Annotated in this window: 23 protein-coding genes; 11 read left to right on the forward strand and 12 right to left on the reverse strand. The window is 64.7% G+C overall.

The annotated features are described in order from the left end of the window. Nucleotides 1-5: 5 nt before the first annotated feature. The 4 genes from AC1TPF_RS02355 (at nucleotide 6) to AC1TPF_RS02370 (ending at nucleotide 4,217) form a co-directional block, all read left to right on the forward strand. A complete protein-coding gene (locus tag AC1TPF_RS02355; RefSeq protein ID WP_482142485.1) occupies nucleotides 6-1,409 on the forward strand; it encodes an LCP family protein in 1,404 nt (467 codons plus the stop codon). A gap of 84 nt (nucleotides 1,410-1,493) precedes the next feature. After that, nucleotides 1,494-1,922, forward strand: a complete 429-nt coding sequence (locus tag AC1TPF_RS02360; RefSeq protein WP_482136698.1) for a MarR family winged helix-turn-helix transcriptional regulator — start codon at nucleotides 1,494-1,496, stop codon at nucleotides 1,920-1,922. Continuing rightward, the gene (locus tag AC1TPF_RS02365) at nucleotides 1,906-3,321 is read left to right on the forward strand and encodes an MFS transporter (RefSeq protein ID WP_482142486.1); all 1,416 of its coding nucleotides are present in this window, start codon (nucleotides 1,906-1,908) and stop codon (nucleotides 3,319-3,321) included. The genes AC1TPF_RS02360 and AC1TPF_RS02365 overlap by 17 nt, the downstream gene beginning before the upstream one ends. Before the next feature lie 356 nt (nucleotides 3,322-3,677). Further along, nucleotides 3,678-4,217, forward strand: coding sequence for a ferritin (locus tag AC1TPF_RS02370; protein ID WP_482142488.1), 540 nt, complete (start codon nucleotides 3,678-3,680; stop codon nucleotides 4,215-4,217). An 82-nt stretch (nucleotides 4,218-4,299) separates the two neighbouring features. Here AC1TPF_RS02370 and AC1TPF_RS02375 read toward each other — a convergent pair whose 3' ends face one another. The 5 genes from AC1TPF_RS02375 to AC1TPF_RS02395 form a co-directional block, all read right to left on the reverse strand. Continuing rightward, a complete protein-coding gene (locus AC1TPF_RS02375) occupies nucleotides 4,300-5,214 on the reverse strand; it encodes a DUF5926 family protein (RefSeq protein WP_482136695.1) in 915 nt (304 codons plus the stop codon). 9 nt (nucleotides 5,215-5,223) lie between these two features. Then, the gene (locus AC1TPF_RS02380) at nucleotides 5,224-6,009 is read right to left on the reverse strand and encodes a glycerophosphodiester phosphodiesterase (protein WP_482136694.1); all 786 of its coding nucleotides are present in this window, start codon (nucleotides 6,007-6,009) and stop codon (nucleotides 5,224-5,226) included. After that, entirely contained in the window at nucleotides 6,006-7,070 is a 1,065-nt protein-coding gene (locus AC1TPF_RS02385; protein WP_482142490.1) for a DUF4328 domain-containing protein, read from the reverse strand. Before AC1TPF_RS02385 ends, AC1TPF_RS02380 begins: the two co-directional genes overlap by 4 nt. Further along, entirely contained in the window at nucleotides 7,067-7,429 is a 363-nt protein-coding gene (locus AC1TPF_RS02390) for a rhodanese-like domain-containing protein (protein ID WP_482143997.1), read from the reverse strand. Before AC1TPF_RS02390 ends, AC1TPF_RS02385 begins: the two co-directional genes overlap by 4 nt. Nucleotides 7,430-7,837: 408 nt before the next feature. Then, on the reverse strand, nucleotides 7,838-8,707 hold the full coding sequence (locus tag AC1TPF_RS02395) for a S49 family peptidase (RefSeq protein WP_482142491.1): 870 nt from the start codon (nucleotides 8,705-8,707) through the stop codon (nucleotides 7,838-7,840). Nucleotides 8,708-8,780: 73 nt separating this feature from the next. On the opposite strand from AC1TPF_RS02395, the gene AC1TPF_RS02400 reads away from it, so the two are divergent. Beyond that, on the forward strand, nucleotides 8,781-9,524 hold the full coding sequence (locus tag AC1TPF_RS02400) for a VOC family protein (RefSeq protein WP_482136691.1): 744 nt from the start codon (nucleotides 8,781-8,783) through the stop codon (nucleotides 9,522-9,524). Nucleotides 9,525-9,534: 10 nt separating this feature from the next. Here the strand turns inward: AC1TPF_RS02400 and AC1TPF_RS02405 are convergent, their stop codons facing one another. The 5 genes from AC1TPF_RS02405 to AC1TPF_RS02425 form a co-directional block, all read right to left on the reverse strand. Next, nucleotides 9,535-10,632, reverse strand: coding sequence for a winged helix DNA-binding domain-containing protein (locus AC1TPF_RS02405; protein ID WP_482136690.1), 1,098 nt, complete (start codon nucleotides 10,630-10,632; stop codon nucleotides 9,535-9,537). A gap of 13 nt (nucleotides 10,633-10,645) precedes the next feature. Then, a complete protein-coding gene (locus AC1TPF_RS02410; protein ID WP_482136689.1) occupies nucleotides 10,646-14,170 on the reverse strand; it encodes an ATP-binding protein in 3,525 nt (1,174 codons plus the stop codon). Beyond that, nucleotides 14,167-14,967 (reverse strand): DUF4194 domain-containing protein, encoded by an 801-nt coding sequence (locus AC1TPF_RS02415; protein WP_482136688.1) that lies wholly within the window; start codon nucleotides 14,965-14,967, stop codon nucleotides 14,167-14,169. The genes AC1TPF_RS02410 and AC1TPF_RS02415 overlap by 4 nt, the downstream gene beginning before the upstream one ends. Beyond that, entirely contained in the window at nucleotides 14,964-16,517 is a 1,554-nt protein-coding gene (locus AC1TPF_RS02420; protein WP_482136687.1) for a DUF3375 domain-containing protein, read from the reverse strand. The genes AC1TPF_RS02415 and AC1TPF_RS02420 overlap by 4 nt, the downstream gene beginning before the upstream one ends. 124 nt (nucleotides 16,518-16,641) lie before the next feature. After that, nucleotides 16,642-17,802 (reverse strand): iron-containing alcohol dehydrogenase, encoded by a 1,161-nt coding sequence (locus tag AC1TPF_RS02425; protein ID WP_482142492.1) that lies wholly within the window; start codon nucleotides 17,800-17,802, stop codon nucleotides 16,642-16,644. 172 nt (nucleotides 17,803-17,974) lie between these two features. Here AC1TPF_RS02425 and AC1TPF_RS02430 point away from each other — a divergent pair, with 172 nt between their 5' ends. The 6 genes from AC1TPF_RS02430 (at nucleotide 17,975) to AC1TPF_RS02455 (ending at nucleotide 22,705) form a co-directional block, all read left to right on the forward strand. After that, on the forward strand, nucleotides 17,975-18,139 hold the full coding sequence (locus AC1TPF_RS02430; protein WP_482136685.1) for a hypothetical protein: 165 nt from the start codon (nucleotides 17,975-17,977) through the stop codon (nucleotides 18,137-18,139). A 196-nt stretch (nucleotides 18,140-18,335) separates the two neighbouring features. Next, nucleotides 18,336-18,938 (forward strand): superoxide dismutase, encoded by a 603-nt coding sequence (locus AC1TPF_RS02435; protein WP_482136684.1) that lies wholly within the window; start codon nucleotides 18,336-18,338, stop codon nucleotides 18,936-18,938. A gap of 273 nt (nucleotides 18,939-19,211) precedes the next feature. Beyond that, nucleotides 19,212-19,769 (forward strand): peptidase, encoded by a 558-nt coding sequence (locus AC1TPF_RS02440; RefSeq protein ID WP_482136683.1) that lies wholly within the window; start codon nucleotides 19,212-19,214, stop codon nucleotides 19,767-19,769. 180 nt (nucleotides 19,770-19,949) lie between these two features. After that, nucleotides 19,950-20,678: a TMEM165/GDT1 family protein gene (locus AC1TPF_RS02445; RefSeq protein ID WP_482136682.1), complete on the forward strand. Its 729-nt coding sequence runs from the start codon at nucleotides 19,950-19,952 to the stop codon at nucleotides 20,676-20,678. Between the two features lie 64 nt (nucleotides 20,679-20,742). Continuing rightward, nucleotides 20,743-21,504, forward strand: a complete 762-nt coding sequence (locus tag AC1TPF_RS02450) for an SDR family NAD(P)-dependent oxidoreductase (RefSeq protein ID WP_482136681.1) — start codon at nucleotides 20,743-20,745, stop codon at nucleotides 21,502-21,504. A gap of 181 nt (nucleotides 21,505-21,685) precedes the next feature. Next, a complete protein-coding gene (locus AC1TPF_RS02455) occupies nucleotides 21,686-22,705 on the forward strand; it encodes a zinc-dependent alcohol dehydrogenase family protein (RefSeq protein WP_482136680.1) in 1,020 nt (339 codons plus the stop codon). Between the two features lie 78 nt (nucleotides 22,706-22,783). Here the strand turns inward: AC1TPF_RS02455 and AC1TPF_RS02460 are convergent, their stop codons facing one another. Further along, nucleotides 22,784-23,920 (reverse strand): MAB_1171c family putative transporter, encoded by a 1,137-nt coding sequence (locus AC1TPF_RS02460; protein WP_482136679.1) that lies wholly within the window; start codon nucleotides 23,918-23,920, stop codon nucleotides 22,784-22,786. After that, a complete protein-coding gene (locus tag AC1TPF_RS02465) occupies nucleotides 23,911-24,438 on the reverse strand; it encodes a hypothetical protein (RefSeq protein ID WP_482136678.1) in 528 nt (175 codons plus the stop codon). The genes AC1TPF_RS02460 and AC1TPF_RS02465 overlap by 10 nt, the downstream gene beginning before the upstream one ends. Between the last annotated feature and the right edge of the window lie 5 nt (nucleotides 24,439-24,443).

Below are 24,443 nucleotides of genomic sequence, written 5' to 3' on the forward strand. Positions count from 1 at the left end.
GTGCAATGACTGACCAGGACGAGCCTTTCCTCCGCCGCCCCGGCGGTGCGAGACGTCCCGATCAGGGTTCGTTCCCCCCGCCGGCATCACCGCCTGCGAATGGTCGCACCCGGCGCATGATGCCGGGCCCGACCGGACCGCCTCCGCAGCGCGGGCCGGGCCAACCCGCCGGGCAACGTCCACCGCACCAGGGACCGCCGCCGCAAGGACCGCCGCCGCAGGGTCCAGCCAGGCCGCAACAGGCTCCACCACCGGCCACCCGGGTAGGACCACCGCAGCCGGCCGACCCCGGTTACCAGCCACCTCGGGCCTGGTCGCAGGCAGAGAGTCCGGAAACGCGCACGGCTCGACCGCCGCAGCGTCCGGCGCCGCCGATAATGGCGTACAACCGCCAGCCCCCCAAGCCGCCGCAGGGGCCACCTCGCCGGGTCACGCCGGGGCCGACGCGTCCACCGGAGCGCAAACGTCGCCGACGCATCCCGATCCTTCGAACCCTGCTGATCCTGCTGCTCGTCATGGTGCTCGGCACGGTCGGGTTGCTTGTCTACTTCGACACCAAGCTCAACCGGGTGGACGCATTGTCGAACTACGCGGGCCGCGTGGCGAGCAGTGCGGGAACCACCTGGCTGTTGGTCGGATCCGACTCGCGCGAAGGCTTGAGCGACGCCGAGCGCGCCGCCCTGTCCACCGGCGACAGTGAGGGTTCGCGGACCGACACGATCATGCTGGTGCACTACGGCTCCGGCGGGAAGCCGATGATCATCTCGATCCCCCGCGACCTCTACGTCGACATCCCGGACAACGGCGCACACAAGATCAACGCCGCCTTTGCGATCGGTGGCCCACAACTGTTGGTGCAGACCATCGAAACCAACACCGGGCTGCGCATCGACCACTACGCGGAGATCGGATTCGGCGGCTTCGACAAGATCGTCGACGCCGTCGGTGGCATCGAGATGTGCCTGGACGCACCGATCAACGACCCGCTGGCCGGGATCAACCTGCAGGCCGGTTGCCAAACACTCAATGGGCGTGAGGCACTGGGCTTCGTCCGCACCCGGGCATTTGCCAACGCCGACCTCACCCGTGTGGTGAATCAACGAAAGTTCATGTCCGCGTTGATGCAGAAGGCGACCAGCGCCTCGACGATCCTCAACCCGTTCCGGTTCTGGCCGCTGGTCAACGGTGTCGTGGACTCCCTGACCGTCGACAAGAGTGATCACCTCTGGCACTTGGCCCGGCTGGCCTGGGCACTGCGCAGCGATCCGGTCACCGTCACCACCCCGAACGCCGGACCGGTCTTCACCGACGACGGCGATTCATTGGCCTGGGGCGACAACACAACCCAGTTCTTCAAAACCATCGCCGACGGTAAAGAGCTTCCGAAGGAGCTCCTTCAGACCGGCTGAGCGAACCCCGGGATACCTCTCCAGTGACAAACACAACTCGATTTAATCAACTAGGTTGATCAATTTGGTTGTACATTTATTTGCATGCCGCCCTCACAGTCCACCGCCCAGCAACTCCGGGAAGCGTTGTATCCGCTCTGGCGCAGACTCACCGCGGATCGGACGATCTCGGTGGGCAAGATGGGCATTCTCGCGTACCTCTCGAAACACGGCCCGACATCGGCCTCCACGCTCGCCACGTCCCAGAAGGTCAGCCCCCAGGCGATCACCACCGCGGTACGGGAACTCGAAGCCCCCGAATTGATCGTTCGCACGCCCGATGAGAACGACCGTCGCCGGATCTGGATCGACATCACCGAAGCCGGCCGCACCCGGCTCGCCAAAGAACGGGCGATCGGCGCGGATTGGTTGAACGAGGCCATCGCCGCCCGACTCGACGACGACGAGCAGAAGGCACTCGAGGCGCTCATCCCGATACTCCACAAACTGGTGACCGATGACAATCTCGACTGAAACCCGGGTGCACCCAAGACTCTCGTCGGCCTTGGTGTTTGCCGCTCTCACCACCGCGGTCGTGAGCTCGCTCGGCATGTTGCTGGTCCCGACCATCTCGCACGAACTGGACGTCGACGTGAGCACCGCACAGTGGATGCTCACGATCAATCTCCTGGTCGGCGCGATCTCGACACCGATCATGGGCCGCCTGAGCGATGGCCCGCACAAGAAACGGCTTCTCATCGGGTCGCTCGTCTGCATTCTCGTCGGCTCGATCCTGGCGGCGGCCGCACCGAACTTCATCGTGTTCCTGCTCGGCAGAGCGCTACAGGGTTTGAGCTACGGAATCGTGCCGGTGACAATCGCCTTGGCCCGGCGGTACCTCGACGAAGACAAGGTTCGATCCGGAATATCAAGCCTATCCGTCACCGTCGCAACAGGTTTGGGCGTTGGCTATCCACTGACGGGCATACTTGCCTCATTGCTGGGCTTCCGTTTCGCCTTCTGGTTCGCCGCCCTGTTCCTGGTGGTCGCGATAGCCGTGGTCTGGCGGATCGTGCCCGATGGTCCCGACGAACACGCGCCGCGCGCACCGTTCGATTTCACCGGCGCCGTACTCATCGGTGCCGGCCTGTCATGCCTGCTGCTCGCCATCAGTGAGGGCTCGGGCTGGGGCTGGATCGCTCCACCGACGCTGGCCTTCTTCGGTTCTGCGGCCGCCATTCTGACGGTGTGGTGCTTCGTCGAACTCCGGGTGTCACATCCGTTGATCAACCTTCGTGTCCTGAGGACCCCAGATGTGTTGGTGGCCAACAGTACGGCGATAGGACTCGGCGCCGCGATGTACATCAGCCTGTCGATCATCAGCCTCATCGCCCAGGCTCCGGAATCGACCGGATACGGGATCGCGATGCCGTTGTTCTGGGCCGGATTCGTGATGTTCCCCCTATCGGTGGGCAGTTTCGGCGCAAACCGGGTGGTCCGACTGGTATCCCACCGGATTCGCGTGCGCACGCTGCTGCTCGTCGGCGCCGGCATCTTCACCATCTCGAGCGTGTACCTGTGGCTCGATCACGACTCCCTGTGGGAGATCCTGATCGGCATGCTCGGATTCGGTATCGGAATGGGTACCGCCTACGCGGCGATGCCCGCACTGATCACACGAAGCGTTGCCGACACCGCGCTCGGCAGTGCCGTGAGCTTCAATCAGGTTCTGCGAACCGTCGGCGGAGCCTTCGGCAGTGCCCTGTCAGGGGCTGTCCTCGCCGCGCATATGAACACCGACCTCCACCCGACTGAGCACGGCATCGAATTGGCACTCGGGATCGGGTCCATCGGATGCGCCGTCGTATTCGCCGCATTGGTCATCAACCACCTGACGTCGCAACGGCAGAAAGAACACTCACCTGCCACCTGAGTTCACGAGGGGCGCGAATGAGATACCCACCACACTCAGTCGCCCCGGGTCGGCGCGGGGTTGTGTCCTGTGCCACAGCAGGAATACTGTTCACGTTGCGGCGCCGCTCGACCGGGCGCCGGTTGCGGCATGGGCCAGGTTTCCGAAATCAATTGCCAGACACGGGTGTTCAGTAGTTTAGCAAGTACGACCGACCACTTCGGCCCAGCGTCACACCTCCCGAACCGCTTCCGGGCGATCAGCGGAATGCGCTGTCAGGCAAGGTAATCCTTCCCTTCGGACCCTTTGGATAAGCCACCCTAAGTAAGGATGAGCTTGGATGACAACGGCTTTGACCTGCACCTACGCTCGTTGACATGAGCACCAAACGTACACATTTCCACGAGCTCCTGCACGACCAGATCCGCGAAGAATTTTCGTCCGCGCAGCAGTACATCGCAGTGGCCACGTACTACGACAGCGAAGACATGCCCCAGCTGGCCGCGCACTTCTACGCCCAGGCCGCTGAAGAGCGCAACCACGCAATGATGATCACGCAGTACTTCCTCGACCGCGATCTGCCCGTCTACACCCCGGGCATCGATCAGCCGGAGAACAACTTCGCCGACTACCGGGCGCCGATCAAGCTGGCCCTGGCACAGGAACAGCGCGTCACCGACCAGGTCGTCGCGCTGGCCAAGGCCGCCCGCGACGAGGGCGACTACCTCGGCGAGCAGTTCATGCAGTGGTTCCTCAAGGAACAGCTCGAAGAGGTCGCCACCATGCGCACCCTGCAGACCATCGCGCAGCGTTGCGAAGGCAACCTGTTCGATCTCGAGAACTTTGTCGCCAGAGAGATCGCCAAGGCCGCCGCGCCCGACGCGACGGCTCCGGCGGTTGCCGGTGGCAGCCGGTAGTTCCTCCACCACTAAGCGGGCCCGACCGGATCTGATCCGGTCGGGCCCGCTTTGTATTGTCTGGACTGCGCTGTCGCGAGCCTTAGCGCAGTGTGACCTGGCGTGCCCGGATCCCGTCGCGGGACCGGCGCTCTTCGCTGGTCAGCTCGGCGTCCGTGGCCAGGGCCTCGTTGAGCTGTTGGTTGAACCTCTCGGCGCCCGCAGTCCATTCCTGGGCGTGCAGTTCGCGGTCCAGGTCGAATACCGGGACGAGTAGTCCGTGTGTGCGGAACGAGCCGGCAAAACGCGACCCTTCGCCCAGCGTCAGGCCACCGGCCGCGTGAACGCGTGCCAGGGCGGCCATCATCTCGTCTTCGTCCTCGGGCCGAACCCAGCGCAGATGGGCACGTTCACCGGCATCGACCCACCACGGGGCGCCGACGAAATCGCCTTCCAGGCGTGCGGACGGATGGATCGCGGCGTTGGCCTGCTCGATCATCGCCTTGATCTGGGGAGCCGGATCGGCCTGCCCCTCGATCCACCAGTTGAAGTCGTCGTGGACGGTGACCGTCAGCGACTTGGTCGGATCGAACACCTCGGTCAGCGGCTTGGAGTCAGCCGTCGCGACCTGCGAAAGCGAGTCTCCGGCAGCACTTTCCGTCGCCCACTGGATCGCCGCGGCCAGAGCAAGGCCCGGATCTTCGGGTTCGGGCTGGGTCTGCAATGCGACAAGACCGACGGTCGCCGAATCCTCGTCACGCACCAGCGCGGGACCGGCTCCGGGCAGGACCGTGACCAGCCGGACCGGGTTGGCGCCCGGAGCGATCAGGGGCAGGTCAGCGGTTGCCGAGGCCACGAACGAACGCAGGGCCACCAGGTCGCATTCGGCGGCGAGGCCGGCGAATGGACGGGGTACCTGCGCGACCGCCTCGGCCAGCCGCTCTTTCCGGGCTGCTACCCGCTCGGCGCGATTACTTCCGGGGCGTGGACCACTGCCACGTTTACTCTTCTTTGCCACGCCCCGAACTTACGCAGCGAGCCAACCCCGGACCCGGTCGGGGTAGTTGGTTGCGATCCATCCGACGCCCAGGTCGGCGCAGAACGTGGCGTCGCGGCGTTCGTCAACGGTCCAGCAGTAGGTCGCGCGACCCGCAGCGGCCGCGCGGTCGACGGCATCGGGATGTTCGCGAAGCGTGGAGATCGACGGCCCGATCGCGGTGGCACCCACCGCCGTCGCGGCACTGCCGCCGAGGAAACGAGCGGTGTCCCCCAGCAGGACTGTCGGCAACATCGGGGCGTTGCGGCGGATCCGCCAGACGCCTGCGGTGGAGAACGAGATCACCACCGCCCGGCTGTGGTCGGCCGATGCCGGGCTCGCGACGCCGAATCGTTGCAGCTCGGCCAGCAGCAACTGCTCCACCAGCCCGCCGAATCGCACCGGATGTTTGGTCTCGATGAACAGCCGCACCGGCCGCTTCCAGTCGAGCGTCAGCGACAGCAATTGGGGCAGTGTGAGGATCTCGGCCTGCATACCCGAACTGTGCCGGGCACCGAAGTTGTACTCCCGGAGCTGGGCAAGTGTGAGTTCGCTGACGACACCGGAACCGTCCGAGGTCCGATCGATCGTACGGTCGTGCACGCAGACCAACTCGTGGTCGGCGGTGAGCCGCACGTCGCATTCGAGCCCGTCGGCGCCTTGTTCCAAAGCGAGTTCGTACGCCGCGAGGGTGTGTTCCGGCAGATGGCCCGAGGCGCCGCGATGCGCAACGACCGCAGGCTTCTCCTGCCGGACCACCCTCGGGGTGTCACTCATGCCGCGACCACGAATCGCTTCGGGACCGAAACCGGCGCTTCCCGCGCCAGGAGCCGGGTGATGGTCCACCACAGCGCCACCGCGAACAACGCACTGAGCAGGTTGGTGACGATCACCAGCACCAGCGCGTTCGACTGCCACACCAGGGAGTCGGCAAAGATGCGGATGCCGACCCCGGTGGCCACCAGCGCGTTGACAACCAGCCAGCCCGCCCACAGCCACCACAGTCGCTTGCCCGTGTAGTCGGGAAGCAGATCGTCCCGGCGGTCGAGGAGCTCACGGAAGAACGCCAACGGCTTGACCAGGTTCAGGATCGGGATCCAGCAGCCCAACATGATCTGTTCGGGCGTACGGGGGTCCCGCTGATCATGGCGGCGGTAGGCCACACGACGCTCCTCGATCAGCCAGCCCGCGAGCGCGAACAGGCACGCGATCATCATGCCGACCGCGGCCACCCCGGTGGCGATCACCGCGGTCCGGGCCGCGACCACCATCGCGTAGCTGACCGGGGCGTCCAGATTGATCACGAGCAGCACGTACAGCCAGGTCTGAGCGAGCGCGGCGAGCGTGAGGACGACCGCGGAGGCGATGAGTAGCTGCGGCAACTTCGCCGCCATCCGCTCGATATACGTCTTTTCCGGTGCGACCGGCTCGGAAAGCGGGGTGTCGACCAGACCCCAGCCGGGGTTGTGGTCGTAGTGGGGGGTCGGTGTGGGCTCCGCGGCCACCCGCCGTCGACCTGCCGTTCGCGCCACCCCCGAATACGTCACCACCCATTTCACGCGCCGCTGGGGCCGAGGTGCCGGACGTGATGTGCCGGCTCCGGTCGTCCGGGCCGGTACGTAGGTGTGATTGCGTTCGGCCTGCGTGATCGGGCGGCCGGGAGCACTCATCTGGGCGCCGGGAGCGGCCCCCGGCCGCGCGATCCGGCCGTAGGCGTCCAACGGGGTGAGCGGACCGTTGCACCGCGGACAATGGGGGCGGCCGGGATCGTGAGGACCCGCGATGCGGCAATTCGGGCAGTAGTCCCGTGCCGGCGGTGCTCCGGTGGGTCTGCTCACGGGGAATTCCCCGGGTCAGGGCTGGCTCCCCCTGCCCCCGAACCGTATTCCAGCGGTCGACCGGACTGCGCCCAGGACACCATGCCGCCGATGACGTTGGCGCCCTGAAATCCCCGCTGCATCAGGTAGCCGAGCACCCGCGCGGACCGGCCGCCGGAATGGCAGATGACATAGAGGTCTGCATCCGGGTCGATTTCGTCGATGCGGGCGGGCACATCCCCGAGAGGGATATGGAGGGCACCGGGCGCATGACCTTCCGCCCATTCGTCGGACTCACGCACGTCCAACAGAATCGCATTGGCCGCGCCGACGAAATCGGCGGGCAGCTCGGTTACGGGTACCGAAGGGATTTCCGACATACTCACTCGACCATGGTGGCACGCACGGCGTGCGCGCGGCACGAGCTGGGACTTATCAACAAGTTATCCACAGGGCCTTCATTTTGGTCAATTCCGTGCCGAATTAGGGTCGACGATTGAGCATCTGACATGTTCTGTGACCAGCTTCAACTGAAATTGTGACGCGGTTCACTCTATGTCCACCTTTCTTGGTGACTTCTCCACAGTTTCCACAGCCTCATCCACAGGTTGACCCTTGGTCGGCACCCTTTGAACCAGCACATTAGGGGGTGCCTGTGGATAACTTTCGGTCTACGTCCGTCGGCTACTCACAGGCAATCTCAAACAACGGGCCCATTTATCCACAACCCACCCGTCACTTCTGCACCACCAGCGGGTTTGCATTCTGGCGCCGAAAAGGGGAGAGATCTAGACCCCGAATCGCATCCGCTGAGCGCGGCGCTCGACCGCTGAGATGGCACCGCCGACGACGCCGTCGACCGCTTCGGCGCTCGCTCCGGCCACCGTGGTGTCCGATGCCACACCTCCGACGAGTCGGGCCAACAACGGCTTGGGCGAGGCGATGATCTCCAGTTCGGCATCCGGGAATCGCTCGGCCATCACCGACCTGAGGACACCGATACCGTCGACGAGTCCCACATCGGCCGCCGCGCGACCAACCCAGACATCGCCGTTGAAGAGTTCCGCGTCCGTCCCCACGAGTTTTGTGCCGCGGCGCTGTCGCACCCACGTGATGAAGGCACCGTGGAGGTCGTCCTGCAGACCACGTAACCAGGCGACGTCCTCGGGCTCCTCCGGGGTGAAGGGGTCGAGCCGGGACTTGTTCTCACCGGCGGTATGGACCCGACGCTCCACCCCGACCCGGCTGATCAGGTCCTGCAGGCCGAAGCCGGACGAGACCACCCCGATCGAACCCACGATCGACGTGTGCGCCGCATAGATCTCGTCGGCGGCGCACGCGATCCAGTAACCACCGGAGGCCGCGATGTCCTCGCAGAAGGCCATGACGCGCACGCCCTTCTCCGACGACAACTGCCTGATGCGCTCCGCGATGTACTCCGACTGCGTCGGCGATCCACCGGGTGAATTGATCACCAGAACAACCGCTTTGAGTCGTTCGGTCTCGAATGCGCGCGTCAGGTTCGATTCGAGGTTTTCTGCGGTCATCCCACTGCGACCGGGCCCGATCCCACCGATGGTCCCCTCCAGACGCACAACTGCAACCTTGTCGGCGTGCGCCTTTGCCATCCTGCGTGCGATCTTCTTCAAGGGACCCATCAGTCCACAGTAAGCGGACCCGTCCACCGGAATGACGGGGCAGCGCCGGCCCCGACCCCCCACACTGGCCTATATGACAGTCCGATGGCTCTCCGCCTTCTTAGACTTCCCGCGCGAGAGTTTCAGCGACGAAGTGACGTTCTGGCGGGCGATCGCCGGCAGCACGGTGTCACCGGCCCGTGGCTCCAACCGCGAGTTCGCCTCGCTCGAACCCTTCAACGGCGACCCCCACCTTCGGGTCCAACGGATCGATTCCGGCGATGGTGGCGTGCACCTGGATCTCCATGTCGACAATCTGACCGAGTCGATCCACCAGGCGAGTGCGCTCGGCGCCACCATCGTCTCGAAGAATCCCGGCGTCGCGGTCCTGCGTTCACCCGGCGGTTTCAGTTTCTGCCTGGTCCCCTGGCAGGGCGAAAGCCGTCGCTCCCGCCCGATCCGCTGGCCCGGCGACACGATCAGCATCATCGATCAGCTCTCCATCGACGTCCCCACCGCCGACTACGACATCGAGTGCGACTTCTGGGCGGCACTGACCGCCTGGCCGTGGCGGCAGGGTCTACTACCGGAGTTCCGCAACCTACGCCGACCCGACGAGATGCCGCTGCGCATCATGTTGCAGCGGGTGAGATCCCGGCACATCGGCGGTCATCTGGATCTGGCGAGCACCCATCCCGAGGAGGAGGTTGCCCGGCACGAGGGCTGGGGCGCCAAAGTGGTCGAACACCAACGCTTCTGGACCGTGATGGAAGATCCGATCGGACGGCGCTACTGCATCACCCACCGCAATCCGCGGTCCGGGAATTTGGCGCAGTGACACACAAGGGTTAGGTGCCTGACGAGTCTGCAGTGCAGAACGCAGTGAGGCGCTCGCGTTCTGACTCCACACCACGTTTCTCAGACGCAGACACCTTGACCAGGTAGTTGACGTCGATGGCGGTGTTCTTTCCGTCTTTCACCGGCTTCCAGGTGCCCGCCACCCGGCCGTCGACCAACACGAATCCGGGTGATCTTCCGTTGGGGGTGACCAGATGCGGGAACACGTCGTCATCGACCACCCGTCGGCGATCGGTTCCCTGCGCGACCACGATGTTGTCGAAGGGCGCCACCAGACGGGCCTGCGCAGGCAGGGTTTCGTCGGCAAGGGCCATGCCCGCGAGGTCGAACAGTTCCTCGCCGTCCGGGCCGGTCAATTTGTCCAGCTCCCAATCGGCTTCCATCGCCTCGACGACGGGACGGAGTCGTGTCATGCCCGCCCAGCTCTGGATCCCCTTGATCGTCGCGGGGCCGAACCCGCGTAGGTACAGGCGGATGAGATCTTTGACCGCCTCGTCCCCGGTCACGGCCGACTCACCGGGACCACACCAGTCGTCGTAGAGGCTGTAGGTGGTGGTGGCCGACCCCTCCCACGTTCCCCGCGGCGGTACCTGGACCAGCGGCACCAGGCAGCGGACAACGGTTGCCAAAGACGCCGCGACGGCGTCCGGCCAACGCTGCGCCAGGGCGGCGCTGAGATCTTTCACGGAAAGCTCTGTACCGCTGAGCAACTCACGTCCGTGCCGGGCCACGTCCTCGGGATCGGCGCCTGCCAGATGCTTGACGTGGTTGTTCCGCATCTCGCCGTCCATACTCGCCTGGGCCAGCGGTCGCACCCAGCGCGCGTCTTCGGCATCCATGAGGAAGACGGTGCTGCGCAGTAGTGCCATCCGCACCACTTCGCGACCGGTCATCAACTCATCGAGGTCCGCCGGGTCGAAATCGGCTATCCGCGACCACAATCCGTAGAACGCGACCTTGGGATCCTGGGACTGCAACCCGACGCAACGATCGAGTACGTCGAGCACATCCTCGTCAACCCGTTCGAGGAGGTGCTGCCGCTGCAACAACGTCCGGTTCCACTGCCGCAAGCTGATCGGTCCGGCCATAGCTCACCCGTTTCTATTTACGTCCACCCGAGGTCCGCGCATCGGCCAACTCGCCGAACGTGGCGGCCCGGGCATCGGAGCGAGCCCCGGTTTCACCGACCTGCTTGTCCACCAGGATGACCTGGCCGATGAATGGTTCGACGATTCCGACCATGCGGATCGGGGCCGCGATGATCAGCTGGAATCCGAACTGCTCGAACGCCCGCAACGACTGCGAACTGAAGGTCTCATCGGACTTGCTGAACGCCTCATCGAGCATCAACGGTGCAAAGCTGGGCCGAGGGTCGAGCTCCGCCTGCCCCTTCGCCTCGTGCCCACCGTGGCTCAATGAATAGCTCAGCGCCGCAGCCAAACAGAACGCCACCAGCTTCTCCTGCTCGCCACCGGAGTTCGATGCGGTGTTGCGGTAGGTGTGCACCGGTGGATCGTCCGCAGGTGCACCGGCCGCAAGCTCCTTGCCATAGAACGTGTAGCTGTTGCGGACGTCCAGGACGTTGTCGCACCAGCGACGGCTCTCGGCATCGGTACCGGTGAGCCGGGCCACCAGATCGCGGATGCGATAGAACTGGCGGGCCAGCACCGCACCGTCGCCACCCTTGGCAGCCGGGGCATCCCGGATCATCTGGTCGACGATCTTGGCGAACTCCCGGGACTCGTCGGTGGGATTGTGCAGCTGCGCGATCTGCAGATAGGTGCCCTCGTTGAAGTCCACGCGGTGCAGTCCGAGGTTGACCTCGGCGATACCGCGCGTGATGCGCTTGTTGGTGTCGGTGATCTCCTTGTACAGGTTCGACACCGAATGGCTGATGTCCGTGGTGATCAGCTGCCGGAAGCGCTGCTGCGTGGAGGCCAGACCGTGCTCGACGAGGCTGGTGTGAATGGACACCAGATCAGCGGCGTACTCGATGGTGGCGCTCAGGTTCGCCGACGCCTCGGGCCATTCCCGCAAGAAGGCCTCTGTCGCCCGCACGACTTTGTTCTCCGCGCCATCGCGTTCGGCATTCGCCTTGCCGACAATCGCTTCCAGTGCGTTCCGCAGATCCGAACGCACCTCGCCGTAGTTGTCCAGGGTCAGCGTCTTGCCACCCACGGACAAGGTCTCGGCGAGCACCTCTGCGAGGTACCCGCGGTCTCCGTCGTCGATCTTGAAGTTCTCGGCCTTGACCTGCTCGAACTCGGCAAACCACCGGTCCCAGTCAGATCCGATGTGGCCCAACTGATCACCGAGTGCGCCCACCCGGGCCACGGCCTCACGCCAGTCGGCGCGCGCGATCTCGACCTGCTCTTCGAGTTCGGCGAGGTCGACGCGGTTCTCGCGGACCCGGTCGATGCGGGCGTTCAACTCGTCGGCATCGCGCTGCGACGACCACCAGTTGAGTTCGGCCCACGATGCATATCCGGCCAGCGAATCGGCATTCTTCGCGCGTTCCCGGTTCTGCTCCAACAGATCTCGTTTGTCCTGGGCAGCCTGACGCGCCTCCCGGTACACCGCTTCGAGATGATCCCGAGACTCCTCGAGGGCAGCGCGTTTACCGTCGGTGTTCGACCCGAGAATCCACTGGGTACGGTCCGACACCGACCGGCGGTCGTCCTTACGGAAGCGGTCACGGCCGGACTTCACCAGACCCTGCGGCGTCACCGCCAGCAGATGGTTCTCGAGTTGGGCAGGCAGATCGACGCACATGTGTTCGGCACTGTGCGCCACCACATTCGCCAGCCACGACCCCGCCGGATGGCGACGGTCGACCAGAAGCTTCTCCGCCAACGATCCGGGCACGGGCACGCCCGGCGACGACGCATTCTCTTGGTAGACGCGGTATTCCAGGACGCCACCGAGGTTGGTGCGGTTGACGAAGTCGCCGATCGTCCGCCGGTGGGTCTCCGGCACGAGCATCGTCATACCGAGGCCACGGAGCACCCGTTCGGCAGCGCCGGCCCAGCGGTCCTTCTCTTCGGGGTCGACGTCGATCAGTTCGGCGGCAAACGGGAGGTCCTCGGGCGGCACACCGGTGGCCTGCGCGATCCCGTCACGTTGCCCGAGCACCTCACGGGGCAGCAGCGACCGACGGGTGTTGAGGCTCGACAGTTCTTCGACCGCACCTTCGTACGCGCGGCGCGCATCGGTCTCGGCAGCGAAGAACGAATGCGCCGACGTCGCGAGCCGTTCTGCCGATTCCCTTGCTGCCCGGGCGATCTCCGGTGCCCGCAACCTCAAGGCCGCGAATTCGTCCTGGGTCTCCGGGGTCTGTTCACCGAGTCCGCCCACCAATGTGGAGTAGCGCTCGTAGGCCCGGTTACGTGCGGTCACCTGCTGTTCGAACGACTTCAGTTCCGATTCGAGGGTGGTCAGCTCGCCCTTCTCGGACGTCAGCTGATCACGCAAGGACCCATGGCGTTCTTCACGTTCGTCGGCCAGGTTCTCCCAATTGGCGACCTCGTTGTCCAGGCGCAATCGGTCGGCGTCGATCCGGTCGAGACGTTCCTGCAACAACGTCATCCGATGCTCGCGCATGAAACCACGCATCGGTGGACCAAGCAGTGTTCCGGCCCTGGTGGTGGATTCCTCTGCGCTGCAATAGGTTTTCCACGCCTCCGGGATCGGGCGCAACACCTGCTCCTGCGCATTCGCGCGCGCCGCGGCCTGGTACGCCTCATCGAGTTGGGTGAAGTTCTCCACCAACCGCTCGGCCTTCGCGTAGGTCTCCGGGCGATCGAGCATGTAGGTACGGATGAACAGGTTGAGGTCGCCGACGTTCTTCATCGCCTTGGCCTTGCCCATCAACGACAGCGCGGCCGACGACTGGCCGATGCCCACCCGCCGGCGCAAGGCCTCCTGATAGGCACTCTGCACGTCGAAACACTCGACCGTCGGGTTGGTCGTCCGGAAACGCCGGATGTCGAAACCGCCTTGGGCCCAGGCATTGAGCGACAACAGATCCCAGTGCCCGTCGTGTAGCTGGTACCACGACCGCAGCGAACTGCCATCGGTACCCGAACCGGGGAACCACTTGATCGCAACCGCGGTTGTCGCCGACCCTGCACCGTTGTCGTAGGTGGCCGCGATCGCCGACCAGGTGGCACCGTCGGCGCGTAGGTACTGAACCTGCGACTGGTTGTAGCGATCGTCGTTCTCCGCCCATGCACCCCGCACGTAGTCGGCCATCGAACGGGCAGCCTTCTTGGCGCCCTTGGCGGTGAGGTCGGCCGACGCGTTGAAGACCTGGTCGTAGGTGGGCAGCAGGACCACCGAGTGGCCGTCCATCATCGACGACTTACCCGACCCCGACGGACCCGTCAGCATCACGCCGCGCTCGTCGATCGGGTAGTCCTTGTATCCGTCGAACGTGCCCCAGTTGACCATTTGGAGTCTGGTCAAACGGAACTGCCCGATGTTGAGCGTGCGCCTGCCTGCCAGTTCGGAGGGTCGAGCTCCGCCTCCGGCTTCGTCTCCGGATGGTCGAGCTCCGCCTTCGGCTTCGTCTCCGGCGAGTTCGGATGGTCGGGCGCCGTTTTCGTCACGTTCCAGGATCTCGGTCATGATGTGCGCTCCTGGTCATCGAGTTCGGCCAGATCGGTACCGGCCTCCTCATAGTCACCGGCCAGGCGTCGATACGCCTCCGTGTACGCGGCCACCTGCTCGGGTCCGAGCAGGGAGGCGATCACGCCCAGCACCACAAAGCGGTCGGTGCCCGGAAGTGCCCTGATGATCTTGCGGGATTCGAGCTGATTGATCGCGGCGTCGATACGTTTGACGAATCCGGCCTCGTCCGTATCCGACACCGGCTTGTAGGTGAGCATGTGGTCGATGATCTCGCCACGTTCGACCACCACCGACTCGTCGGCACTGGTCAGGTACTTCTGGCGGAGGAACAGCGCCAGCACCGAGGCCGCCAACGTCAGTGTCTGCGCTCGCAGGATGTTGCGCTGCCTCGGGTCGTTTTCCGAGACCTGCCTGGTGAACGCGTACTTGTGTTCCCGATTGATCTCCAGCTGCAGATTCAGCTCTGACAGCCTCGACCGGATGACCTCTTCATGGATCTCGATCGTCTTCCAGTTGCGTGATCGCACCGAAACATGCGCCGCGGCAACAAGTTCCTGTAGGGCGTAGCAAACCGGTGCGGGCAGCGCCGAGGTGTCGCCCTCGAATCGCGCGTCGACCCGGACCTCACTGATGCTCCCGACCGGTACCGATCCGTCGAATGCGAAGTGGGACAAGTCGACCGGAGGCGCATCGAATGCCTCGGGAGAGTCGACGAACAGGTCATCGCCGTCCTGCTCCACCGCGACCTGTGGTGCGTCCGCCTGTTCGGGGACTTGATCTTCCGATGTGGTCATCGACCTCTCCTGGTAGAACTGGGGGCGGATGCACTGGGGGCGGTGTCATCGGGACCTGGCTCATCGAGCAAGTGCATCACCTCGTGCGGCAACGCCGTGATCGGATCGGGTAGCGCGCTGGTGAATCGCACTGCGGGCAAGTAGATTTCACGCAGCCCACGGGCGGTGTGGGCCAAAACGGTGACGGTGCTGTCGTTGTCGGTGGCGCCGTGACGCTGGGCCAGCGACCAGATGCCGACCACGTCACCGGTCCGGGCTTTCGGCAACCGGGCGAGTACCTCGTCGATGCCCGCCGGACCGATGCTCAGCGCCTCGTTGACCGCATCGGTCAGCGAATGCCAGTCGATCGACTCCACACCCACCAGGTCGATGGGGTTGATGCTGATCTCACCTGCGGTATCGGCGACCGCACCCGGCGACTCGACGATTCCGTCGTGGAATATCAGTGCGCCAACGGAATTGGTGACCGCGGCACTCATGGGGACCTCGATTCCCATGTCGCGGCCCGGACCGGCTTCGGTGAACGCGACCATCGCGGCCCGCTGGGCATCGGCGATCTGCGCCCGCAACGCGCGGTAGTGCAGGAAGTCGCCGTCCTTGACGAAGGTGTTGATGCGGCGGTAGACCTGCCCGCGCACCTCGTCGACCGCCTGTACCTCGTCCCACATACGGTCGATGAACCCGGTCAAGGTGTCGAGGAGGTCGGGCGGCAGATTCGGCAGCCCGGTGGCGATCCGCTCGATGCTCGACTCCAGAGCCTCTCGCAGACGGTGATCTGCGATGAGCGTGTAGAAGGTGTCGAAGGCCTTGCCCTCGTCGGAATCGGCCAGGGCGTCATGTCCGTCGAACATGCGGTTGAGGACGTCGGCGTGCGATCCCTGCTCGGCATCGATGCCGGTGGTCAACAGTGCCCGCGAGTTCTCGCGCATCTTCTCGCCGTATCCGATGATGTCCGCGGGCATGCGCTCCGCGAGTGAAGTGACCATCCGAATGTCGTCGAGCACCCGTCGGGTATCCACTGTCGGCACCGCACCGGCGGCCAATTCTTCCCGCCGCCTGGATAATTCAGCGATCTTGCGGTCGATGTCCCGGATGTGCTCACCGGGGTCGGGGTCGATCGACACCGCGATGTTGGACAACCGCGACATCACGAGTTCGAGCACGGTCTCGGTGGCCACCGTACGGTTCTGCCGAACCGCCTGCACCTGTGCGATTGCCTGGGTGGCACCCCGGGTGAGTTGATAACGCTCGATGGCGGAATCGTTGTGGAGTGTGCGCGCCAGGTATCCGGCCCGCACCCACCGGTCGAGGAGGTCGTCCGGCGTCGGCAGTTCCCAGCCACGATCGGTCCAGTGGCCGGCCAGGTCGTCGAGGTCCTTCTCGATGCCGGCCGCAAGGTGGTCGCCGTCGACCTGCCCGTCGGCCAGCCGTGCCGCCATGATCGCCAGGTACGGCACCGCGCTACGGGAACGCAGGAGCCGCAGTGTGACGTCGCTGTCGGCGTTGTCACCGTAGGCGGCATACAGTTGCGCGGCAGTCGGCCGTGCCATGTGTCCCCCTCGGTTCTTCTCACTTCGTGTGTTGCGGTCGTCCAGCCTTGGACGCGCGGCAACCCTCGCAGGTTGCCCGCAGGCGATGATAGTTGCCGCTTCGGTGCGCCGAAGACCTCACGTATCAGCTGTAGATCTCCGCGTAGAGCTTCTCGATCTCTCCGGCGGACGGGATTCGCGGATTGTTGGCAGGGGAACCCGACTCGATCGCCTGGCGCGCCATCAGCGGGATCAATTCGTCCCACCGCTCCGGCGCGATACCGCTGCGCTGCGGGGTGGGGACCGCCAGTTCCTCCGACAGCCTGGTGAGTTCGTCGACGAGTAGACCAGCTGCGCGTTGATCGGAGTCTGTCACCGCGGCACAGCCCAGTGCGCGAGCGCAGTCCGCGTAACGCTCGGTGGCGCTGTCCAGGGAGAACCGGGTCACCGCCGCGAACAGCATGGCGTTCGACAGACCGTGCGCGACGTGGAAGTGCGCGCCGATCGGCCTGCTCATGCCGTGGACCAGCGCCACGGATGAGTTGGAGAAGGCGATCCCGGCATGGAGCGCCGCCTGCATCATCGCCGACCTGGCGTCGCGATCTGAACCGTCGGCATACACCCGTCGCAGGTGCCCGCCGATCGCCGTGATCGCTCGCAGGCAGAAGTCGTCGGAAAACGTGTTGTTCTTCCGGCTGACGTACGCCTCCACGGCGTGGGTCAGCGCGTCGATACCCGTGTCGGCGGTGAGCCGGGCGGGCATCGACAGCGTCAGCTCGTAGTCGACGATCGCCGCGACCGGCAAGAACGCGCGTCCGATGCAGAGCATCTTCTCGTCGCTTTCGCTGTCGGTGATGATCGTGAACTGTGTGGCCTCGGATCCGCTTCCCGCGGTGGTCGGCACGGCCACCACCGGCAATCCCGGCGCATCGTTGCGTAGTGGGGCCTTGTAGTCGCGCATCGTTCCATTTCGGACCGCGAGCAGAGCCAACGCCTTCGCCGTGTCCATCGGGCTGCCGCCACCGAAACCGATCAACAGGTCCGCCCCGTGATCGCGGACGGCCCGCAGCCCCGATTCCAGCGATGCGGTGGTGGGATCGGGAACGGTTCCGTCGAAGTAGTCGGCGTCGAGTCCGGCAGCCTCCAACGCCCGCACGACGCGTTCTGGCGCACCCTGCGAAGACAGGAAACTGTCGGTGACCAGGAGTGGTCGACGAGCGCCGAGTCCGACGATCACATCGGGTAGCTGATCGATCGCCCCGGCTCCGATGCGGATCTCTCGCGGCAGTGCGATGGAGCTGATCATCGGGTAATCCTAACCACCCACCCGATCGGGATCTCCCGGTCACAACAAGGGTGCCGATTTACCCGTTCGGGTTGAGTCGCGGGAGCAGACGTGTTTAGCTGTGCGACACAAAGCCCCTGTGATCACAGTCACTTCGGGCCGAAAAAGCTGATTGCTGACGGTAGGAGATCGGGTGGCATCCTCGACCAGCTCAGGCGCAGGCGCCCGACGGTTCGAGCGTCGCCGAAGCGCGTGGCCGGGGTCCGAACCCATCAATGTCGCGACCCGGTGCGTCACCACAAGCATCAGCATCGTCGCCCTCCTTGCGCTCCTGCTGATCCTCATCTTCTTCGCATAGCCGCTGGTCCACGACCTGTAGACCGCCACAATCGGACACCTCAAACCTCAACTGGGCTTGAGGTGCATTCGGCGTGCGGTATTGCACATCCCAACCGCCTACGGAAGGGTAGAACTGCGTTCAATTGGGTAAGCCCCTTAAATGCCCAGCGCCGACTACCAAGCGGGGACGACCGGTCCCCAGTGAGAGGAACATCGTGTCTGACTACACCTTGCCGGAACTCGACTATGACTACGCAGCTCTCGAGCCGCACATCTCCGGCAGGATCATGGAGCTGCACCACAGCAAGCACCATGCCACCTACGTTGCCGGCCTCAACGCCACGCTCGGCAAGCTGGCCGAGGCACGCGAAGACGGCACGATCGCAGACAAGGTCGCAGGCCTGACGAAGACGCTGGCCTTCCACCTCGGTGGCCACACCAACCACTCCATCTTCTGGAAGAACCTGTCCCCCAACGGTGGAGACAAGCCCGAGGGCGAGCTCGCCGCAGCCATCGACGACCAGTTCGGCAGCTTCGACAAGTTCCGCGCCCACTTCACCGCCGCCGCCGCCACCCTTCAGGGCAGTGGCTGGGCCATGCTGGCGTACGACGAATTCATCGGCCAGCTCGTGATCCTGCAGCTCACCGATCAGAGCGGCAACATCCCGCCGAACCAGACCCCGATCGTGCTGCTGGACATGTGGGAGCACGCCTTCTACCTGGACTACCAGAACGTCAAGCCCGACTACATCAAGGCTTGGTGGAACATCGTCAACTGGGCCGACGCCGCTGAGCGTTTCGCCAAGGCGACTGCTTGATCTCGTAAATCCGGCAGGTAACTGCGCGGCAGATCTACTCGAACGGCGATCTCCCCCAGCCCGGGGGATGGTCGCCGTTTGGCGTTCGCGGGCGAAACTTCTCCTCAACCCGCCGTTGTGGCAGTCGAGTCGGCTTGTATGCCAACCGTTTACCGGGCATGCTTCCAATACAGCTCCGCAAAACCGACAGCTCCACAACACCGCGATATGCGTCGCGACCGGTCAAAGGCGACCCACAGCAGTGACATTCACTTCCGGCAACAGGAGGTCACCATGAACGAGGACGCCACCGGACGCCATGCACCGCGGTCCGGACTGAAACCGATCGGCCTCACGCCCTTCCATCAAGAGGGCCAACTGCGAGGCATTCTGATCTCCGGCCGCTGGCCTGACACCACCCTGGAATGGACACAGACGCTGGTCGCCTCGGTCCGCATCGCGTGCCGACCCGGATTTCTTCGGACCACAACTGTATTCAGCGTCATCGAGGATCGGCCCGAGGCTTGCGATCCGGACACGGTCGGCCTGATGCTCGCGGTGGGCAGTGTCTTCGACAACAGTTTCGCCGAATCCGGGCACTTCACGACCCCGCCGCCTGCACTGCTGATGCTCCATCCGCCCTCGGAGACCAAGCCGTCCCTGCCGGAATGTTCCGATGTCGCGTCGGGGTGCGTGCTGCTTCCGGGCCTCCCTGAACTCGGACTCGATCATCGTGCGGGCTGGGCCGAGGCAGAGGCCGACGGGACTGTCGTCATGATGCGAAATCAGATCGGCGTGGACCTCGGTACCGACCCCGACACCGCAGTTCTCGCGATGTTGCTCGCCGCCTGAGTACCGCCGGATCACGCAGTCCGCGCACGTCAGGACCACGCGGAGAACCGAGCAGGTAAACGCGGGTAAGGGAAACCTAAGTTTCGGGTAGCCTAACTTTTAAAAAAGGTCGCCCTACCTGCATAAATACGGGTGAACAATCACTTGCGCAAATATGAGAATGCCATTTACGTTGGCTAAGTGATTACCGCATTCCTGGTCAGCTTCGGCGTGATCTTCGTGGCCGAACTCGGCGACAAGTCACAGCTGATGGCGATGACCTATGCCCTCAAGTACCGCTGGTGGGTGGTGCTCACGGGCATCACCATCGCGACAACCCTGGTGCATGCGGTGTCGGTCGGGTTCGGCCATTTCCTCGGTTTGTCCATCCCCTCCGATCTGCTCACGATCGTCGGTGGCCTGGCGATGCTGGTCTTCGGCTTCTGGACCATCCGCGGCGACAGCCTCGACGACGACGAGTCGGTCAAGGCCGACCGCGTCACCAAGTCCGTGTTGTTCGCCGTGATCGGATCGTTCTTCCTCGCCGAACTCGGCGACAAGACGATGCTCGCGACCATCACCCTCTCGACCGACAACAACTGGCTCGGCGTGTGGATCGGTTCGACCATCGGCATGGTCGCCGCCGACGCCCTGGCGATCGGAGTCGGCGCGATGCTCGGCCGGCGCCTGCCGGAGAAGACGATCGCCGTCGGCGCCGCAGCACTCTTCTTCGTCTTCGCCGCCTGGCTGACCATCGACGGTCTGGTCAGCGCCGACGATCTCACCATCACCATCGCGACGATCAGCCTGGTCGCGATCATCACAGCGGTCGGCGTGTGGTTGATCAGGGCCCGTCGCGAGGAAGCCGCGCAGTTGGCCCGAGCCAACCAGACAGCAGCCGACCGGGCTGCCGCGAAAGTCTCTGACTAGGGTGTATAGACGCGGGGTCTAGGACGTTCCCCGTGGACACTCATCGAAGGGACGGCATCAAGTCGTGGAGATCTCAGGATCAGCAGTATTGGTCACCGGTGGAGCCTCAGGTCTGGGCGCGGCCACCGCCAAGCGTTTCGCCGATGCAGGCGCGGTTGTCTTCGGGCTGGACCTGCAGCCGTCGATCGACAAGGCCGAGCCGGTAGAGGGTGTCACCCTCCTGGCCGCCGACGTCACCAGCGAAGCCGACGTCGAAGCCGCTCTCGACACCATCGCAGAGTCCGGTGCTCCGCTGCGGGTTGCCGTGAACTGCGCCGGTGTCGGCTGGGCCAGCCGCATCCTGACCAAAAAAGGTCCGCACGAGCTCGAACTCTTCCGCAAGATCATCGAGATCAACCTGCTCGGCACGTTCAACGTGATGCGCCTGGCCGCAAACCGCATGCAGAGCCAGGAGCCGGTCGACGAGAACGACCAGCGCGGCGTCATCATCAACACCGCCTCCGTGGCAGCGTTCGAAGGCCAGGTCGGTCAGATCGCCTACTCCGCCTCCAAGGGTGGCGTGCACGCGATGACCATCACCGCGGCCCGCGACCTCGCCCAGGTCGGCGTGCGCGTGTGCACCATCGCCCCCGGCACCATCAAGACCCCGATGCTCGACGGCCTCACGCCGGAATTCACGAAGTCCCTGGAAGCCGGCATTCCATTCCCGAAGCGTCTGGGCGTACCCGACGACTACGCGAAGCTGGCGGCGTTCATCGTCGACCACGACTACCTCAACGGCGAGACCATCCGGATGGATGGCGCGCTGCGGATGGCTCCGCGCTAGCCACCTCAGATCTACCGCAAAAGCCGGGTTCCTTCACGGGGCCCGGCTTTTGCATCTCCCGATCGGACCTCCGTTCAAACCAATCGAGGGGCTTCCTGGCGATACATCTCTCCTCAGTGACTCCCGCTGGCCACCAGATGCTGGTTATGTGGAGGTATCACCCCCGATGAAGGGAGCACTCATGCGAGGAGTCATTCTCAACCAGCCCGGTGACGTGCGGGTCGAAGAGCGTCCCAACCCGGTGATCGTCGAGCCGACCGATGCGATCATTCGTCTCGCGGCGACCTGCGTCTGCGGATCGGACCTGTGGCCCTACCGCGGCGACGACCCCGCCGATCACATGCCCATGGGGCATGAGTACGTCGGTACGGTCACGCACATCGGCGACTCCGTGGAGAATCTTTCGGTCGGCGATTTCGTCGTCGGGTCATTCTTCGCCTCGGACAACACCTGCGAAATCTGCCAAGCGGGCTACCAATCGCGGTGCGTGAACGCAATCCCCATCGGCGCGATCGGCACCCAGGCCGAGTACGCCCGCATCCCCCTTGCCGACGGAACACTCGTCGCCACACCCGGTCAGCCCGACCCAGACCTGATCCCATCGCTACTCGCGGCCTCCGACGTCCTGGGCACCGGATGGTTCGGTGCCGTCGCCGCCGAGGCCGGACCGGGTAAAACCGTCGCCGTTGTCGGTGACGGCGCCGTCGGACTGCTCGCAGTCCTGGCTGCCAAAGAGCTCGGCGCCGATCGGATCATCGCCATGAGCCGTCACGCCGACCGCCAGGCCCTGGCCCGGGAGTTCGGCGCCACCGACATCGTCGAAGAGCGCGGAGAAGACGGCATCGCGAAGATCAAGGAACTCACCGGCGGTCTGGGCGCGCACTCGGTCGTCGAGGCAGTGGGCACGCAACAATCGATGATGCAGGCCATCGGCTCCACCCGTCCCGGAGGCCACGTCGGGTACGTCGGCGTCTCCCACGACGTCGAACTCCCCGGACTGGACTTGTTCTTCTCCGAAGTTCATCTGCATGGCGGACCGGCACCGGTGCGCCGTTTCCTACCCGAACTGATCGACCTCATCTGGAACCGCACCATCGACCCCGGCAAGGTCTTCGATCTCACTTTGCCGCTCGAACAAGCCGCCGAGGGCTACCAGGCCATGAGCGAACGCCGCGCCACCAAGGTCTTGCTGACCGTCTGACGCGAAATCGACCGTGGCGGATGAAAACCCACGTCCGACAACGGGTTCGCCAGGGAATTCGCGTTCCCACACACGAAGCTAGGCCACCCGGTGTCGTACCCGCGTGGTGCCGGAGGCCGCGCGACCCAACTCCCGCGAGAGTCGTCGTAGCGGCCTGGCATCGGAGTCGAGATCGTCGGCGGCCCCGACGAGCACCTCGCGAACCGCACCGGACGAACCACCGGCTTCCCGGTAGGTGGCGACGGCAACGAACATGGCGTCGGCCTGCTCGGCGATCGGCCGACTGTCGAAGTCTTCCGGTAGGTACGGACTGAGTTGCAGGACCGCGTCCCGAATCTCGATGACACGACGCTGGTACATCAGGTTGATCGAGCCCTCGACGCGGCCGCCGGTTCGCGGCGGCAGGACCACCTCCGGTATCGCGGAGGTGGTCAGGGTCCACAGCGATTCGAGTTCTCGATGGTGCCGTCGATGGCGGATGTCGTGGCGCAGCGTCATCCACCGCGCCCGCACCATCGGGTAGGAGATGCCTGCGAGGAACAACACCGCACCGACCGCCGAGATCACCCCTGCGATCGTCAGCAGGACCGGAAGGCTGAACAGACCCAGACCGGCCGACACCACAAAGACTGTCTGGATGAGCGCGCCGACGCCGACCATCGTCAAACCTGCCAGCAGGGCGATCAGCGAGTGCCGCAGATAGCCCTCCGCCAGGCCGACATAGCGCGCGATCGACAGGACACAGGCGCCAAGCGCGTAGACGAGATAGCTGCCGGCGATGACAAAGAACAACGCAAAACCGATGTGCTGGACAGTCCACTCCGACACGCCACTGGTCCGCACCGGGGTCGGGGTCGCGAGCATCGCGACGTTGAGCCCGATCATTGCGACAACCAGCGGTACCGCTTCCATTCCGGCGCGGCGCCTGCGACCGCTCTCAGCGGTCCCGAAGAAGAAGACGACCACCAGGGCGGCCACCCCGATGGCCAACAGGCAGTAGAACAACACCCGTCCGGCCCCGGTGAACAGAGCCGAATCGAGCCACTCGCGCACCTGCGCGTTGGTGTCGACAAATGCCAACGTCATCGCGGCGACAGCCACCGTCAAAGCAAGTGGTTGGAGGCCGGCACGCTCTCGCCGGATCCGATCGATGCGCCAGCACAGTGCGACGGCGAAGATCACCAAGGCAGCAGCGTTGACAACACCTACAACCATCCCGAATGCCCCCCGAGCACGCTTTGAATACCGCGCAATCCCCCATGTCTAGCCGATCGTCCAACACCTTGCACAGCCTTCGCCGCCCATTCCCTGATGATCGTCGCCAGCATCTCGGCTTCCCACTCACGCTCATCGGAGTAACAGGTACGACCCAGGGCGTCGTGCATGGGCTGTTCGTCGCCACCAGCGGGCGACAACGCGCCACCGACCACCATCGAGGGATCAGAACCGAGGATCTGATGACCGGCGATCAGGTGCCCGAACTCGTGGACGACGATCTGATCGCGGTGAATTCTGGTGGTGCTGGCCTGATAGAAGAAGTAGTCGGCGTCCTCGGCCATCATCCAGACGCCGTTCGGCATCCCAGCCGGAAGCGGGTGCGCGATGATCTTGATGGCTCGCCCGCGCTTCTCGCCGTACAACCGACACAGCTGTTCGGCATCGAGCGGCAGATCGAGCGACAGATCGGCGAGCTCGCGGCGACACAGCGCCCGCAAAGCTCTTTCGGACCGCATGACCC

The sequence above is a fragment of the Williamsia sp. Y853 genome, assembly GCF_056786495.1.

Excerpts from the sequence above, each read along its gene's own strand:
- AC1TPF_RS02355 (WP_482142485.1), top strand. The coding sequence starts at position 6 with ATGACTGACCAGGACGAGCCTTTCCTCCGCCGCCCCGGCGGTGCGAGA.
- AC1TPF_RS02360 (WP_482136698.1), top strand. The coding sequence starts at position 1,494 with ATGCCGCCCTCACAGTCCACCGCCCAGCAACTCCGGGAAGCGTTGTAT.
- AC1TPF_RS02365 (WP_482142486.1), top strand. The coding sequence starts at position 1,906 with ATGACAATCTCGACTGAAACCCGGGTGCACCCAAGACTCTCGTCGGCC.
- AC1TPF_RS02370 (WP_482142488.1), top strand. The coding sequence starts at position 3,678 with ATGAGCACCAAACGTACACATTTCCACGAGCTCCTGCACGACCAGATC.
- AC1TPF_RS02380 (WP_482136694.1), bottom strand. The coding sequence starts at position 6,009 with ATGAGTGACACCCCGAGGGTGGTCCGGCAGGAGAAGCCTGCGGTCGTT.
- AC1TPF_RS02390 (WP_482143997.1), bottom strand. The coding sequence starts at position 7,429 with ATGTCGGAAATCCCTTCGGTACCCGTAACCGAGCTGCCCGCCGATTTC.
- AC1TPF_RS02395 (WP_482142491.1), bottom strand. The coding sequence starts at position 8,707 with ATGGGTCCCTTGAAGAAGATCGCACGCAGGATGGCAAAGGCGCACGCC.
- AC1TPF_RS02400 (WP_482136691.1), top strand. The coding sequence starts at position 8,781 with ATGACAGTCCGATGGCTCTCCGCCTTCTTAGACTTCCCGCGCGAGAGT.
- AC1TPF_RS02405 (WP_482136690.1), bottom strand. The coding sequence starts at position 10,632 with ATGGCCGGACCGATCAGCTTGCGGCAGTGGAACCGGACGTTGTTGCAG.
- AC1TPF_RS02410 (WP_482136689.1), bottom strand. The coding sequence starts at position 14,170 with ATGACCGAGATCCTGGAACGTGACGAAAACGGCGCCCGACCATCCGAA.
- AC1TPF_RS02415 (WP_482136688.1), bottom strand. The coding sequence starts at position 14,967 with ATGACCACATCGGAAGATCAAGTCCCCGAACAGGCGGACGCACCACAG.
- AC1TPF_RS02420 (WP_482136687.1), bottom strand. The coding sequence starts at position 16,517 with ATGGCACGGCCGACTGCCGCGCAACTGTATGCCGCCTACGGTGACAAC.
- AC1TPF_RS02425 (WP_482142492.1), bottom strand. The coding sequence starts at position 17,802 with ATGATCAGCTCCATCGCACTGCCGCGAGAGATCCGCATCGGAGCCGGG.
- AC1TPF_RS02440 (WP_482136683.1), top strand. The coding sequence starts at position 19,212 with ATGAACGAGGACGCCACCGGACGCCATGCACCGCGGTCCGGACTGAAA.
- AC1TPF_RS02455 (WP_482136680.1), top strand. The coding sequence starts at position 21,686 with ATGCGAGGAGTCATTCTCAACCAGCCCGGTGACGTGCGGGTCGAAGAG.
- AC1TPF_RS02460 (WP_482136679.1), bottom strand. The coding sequence starts at position 23,920 with ATGGTTGTAGGTGTTGTCAACGCTGCTGCCTTGGTGATCTTCGCCGTC.
- AC1TPF_RS02465 (WP_482136678.1), bottom strand. The coding sequence starts at position 24,438 with ATGCGGTCCGAAAGAGCTTTGCGGGCGCTGTGTCGCCGCGAGCTCGCC.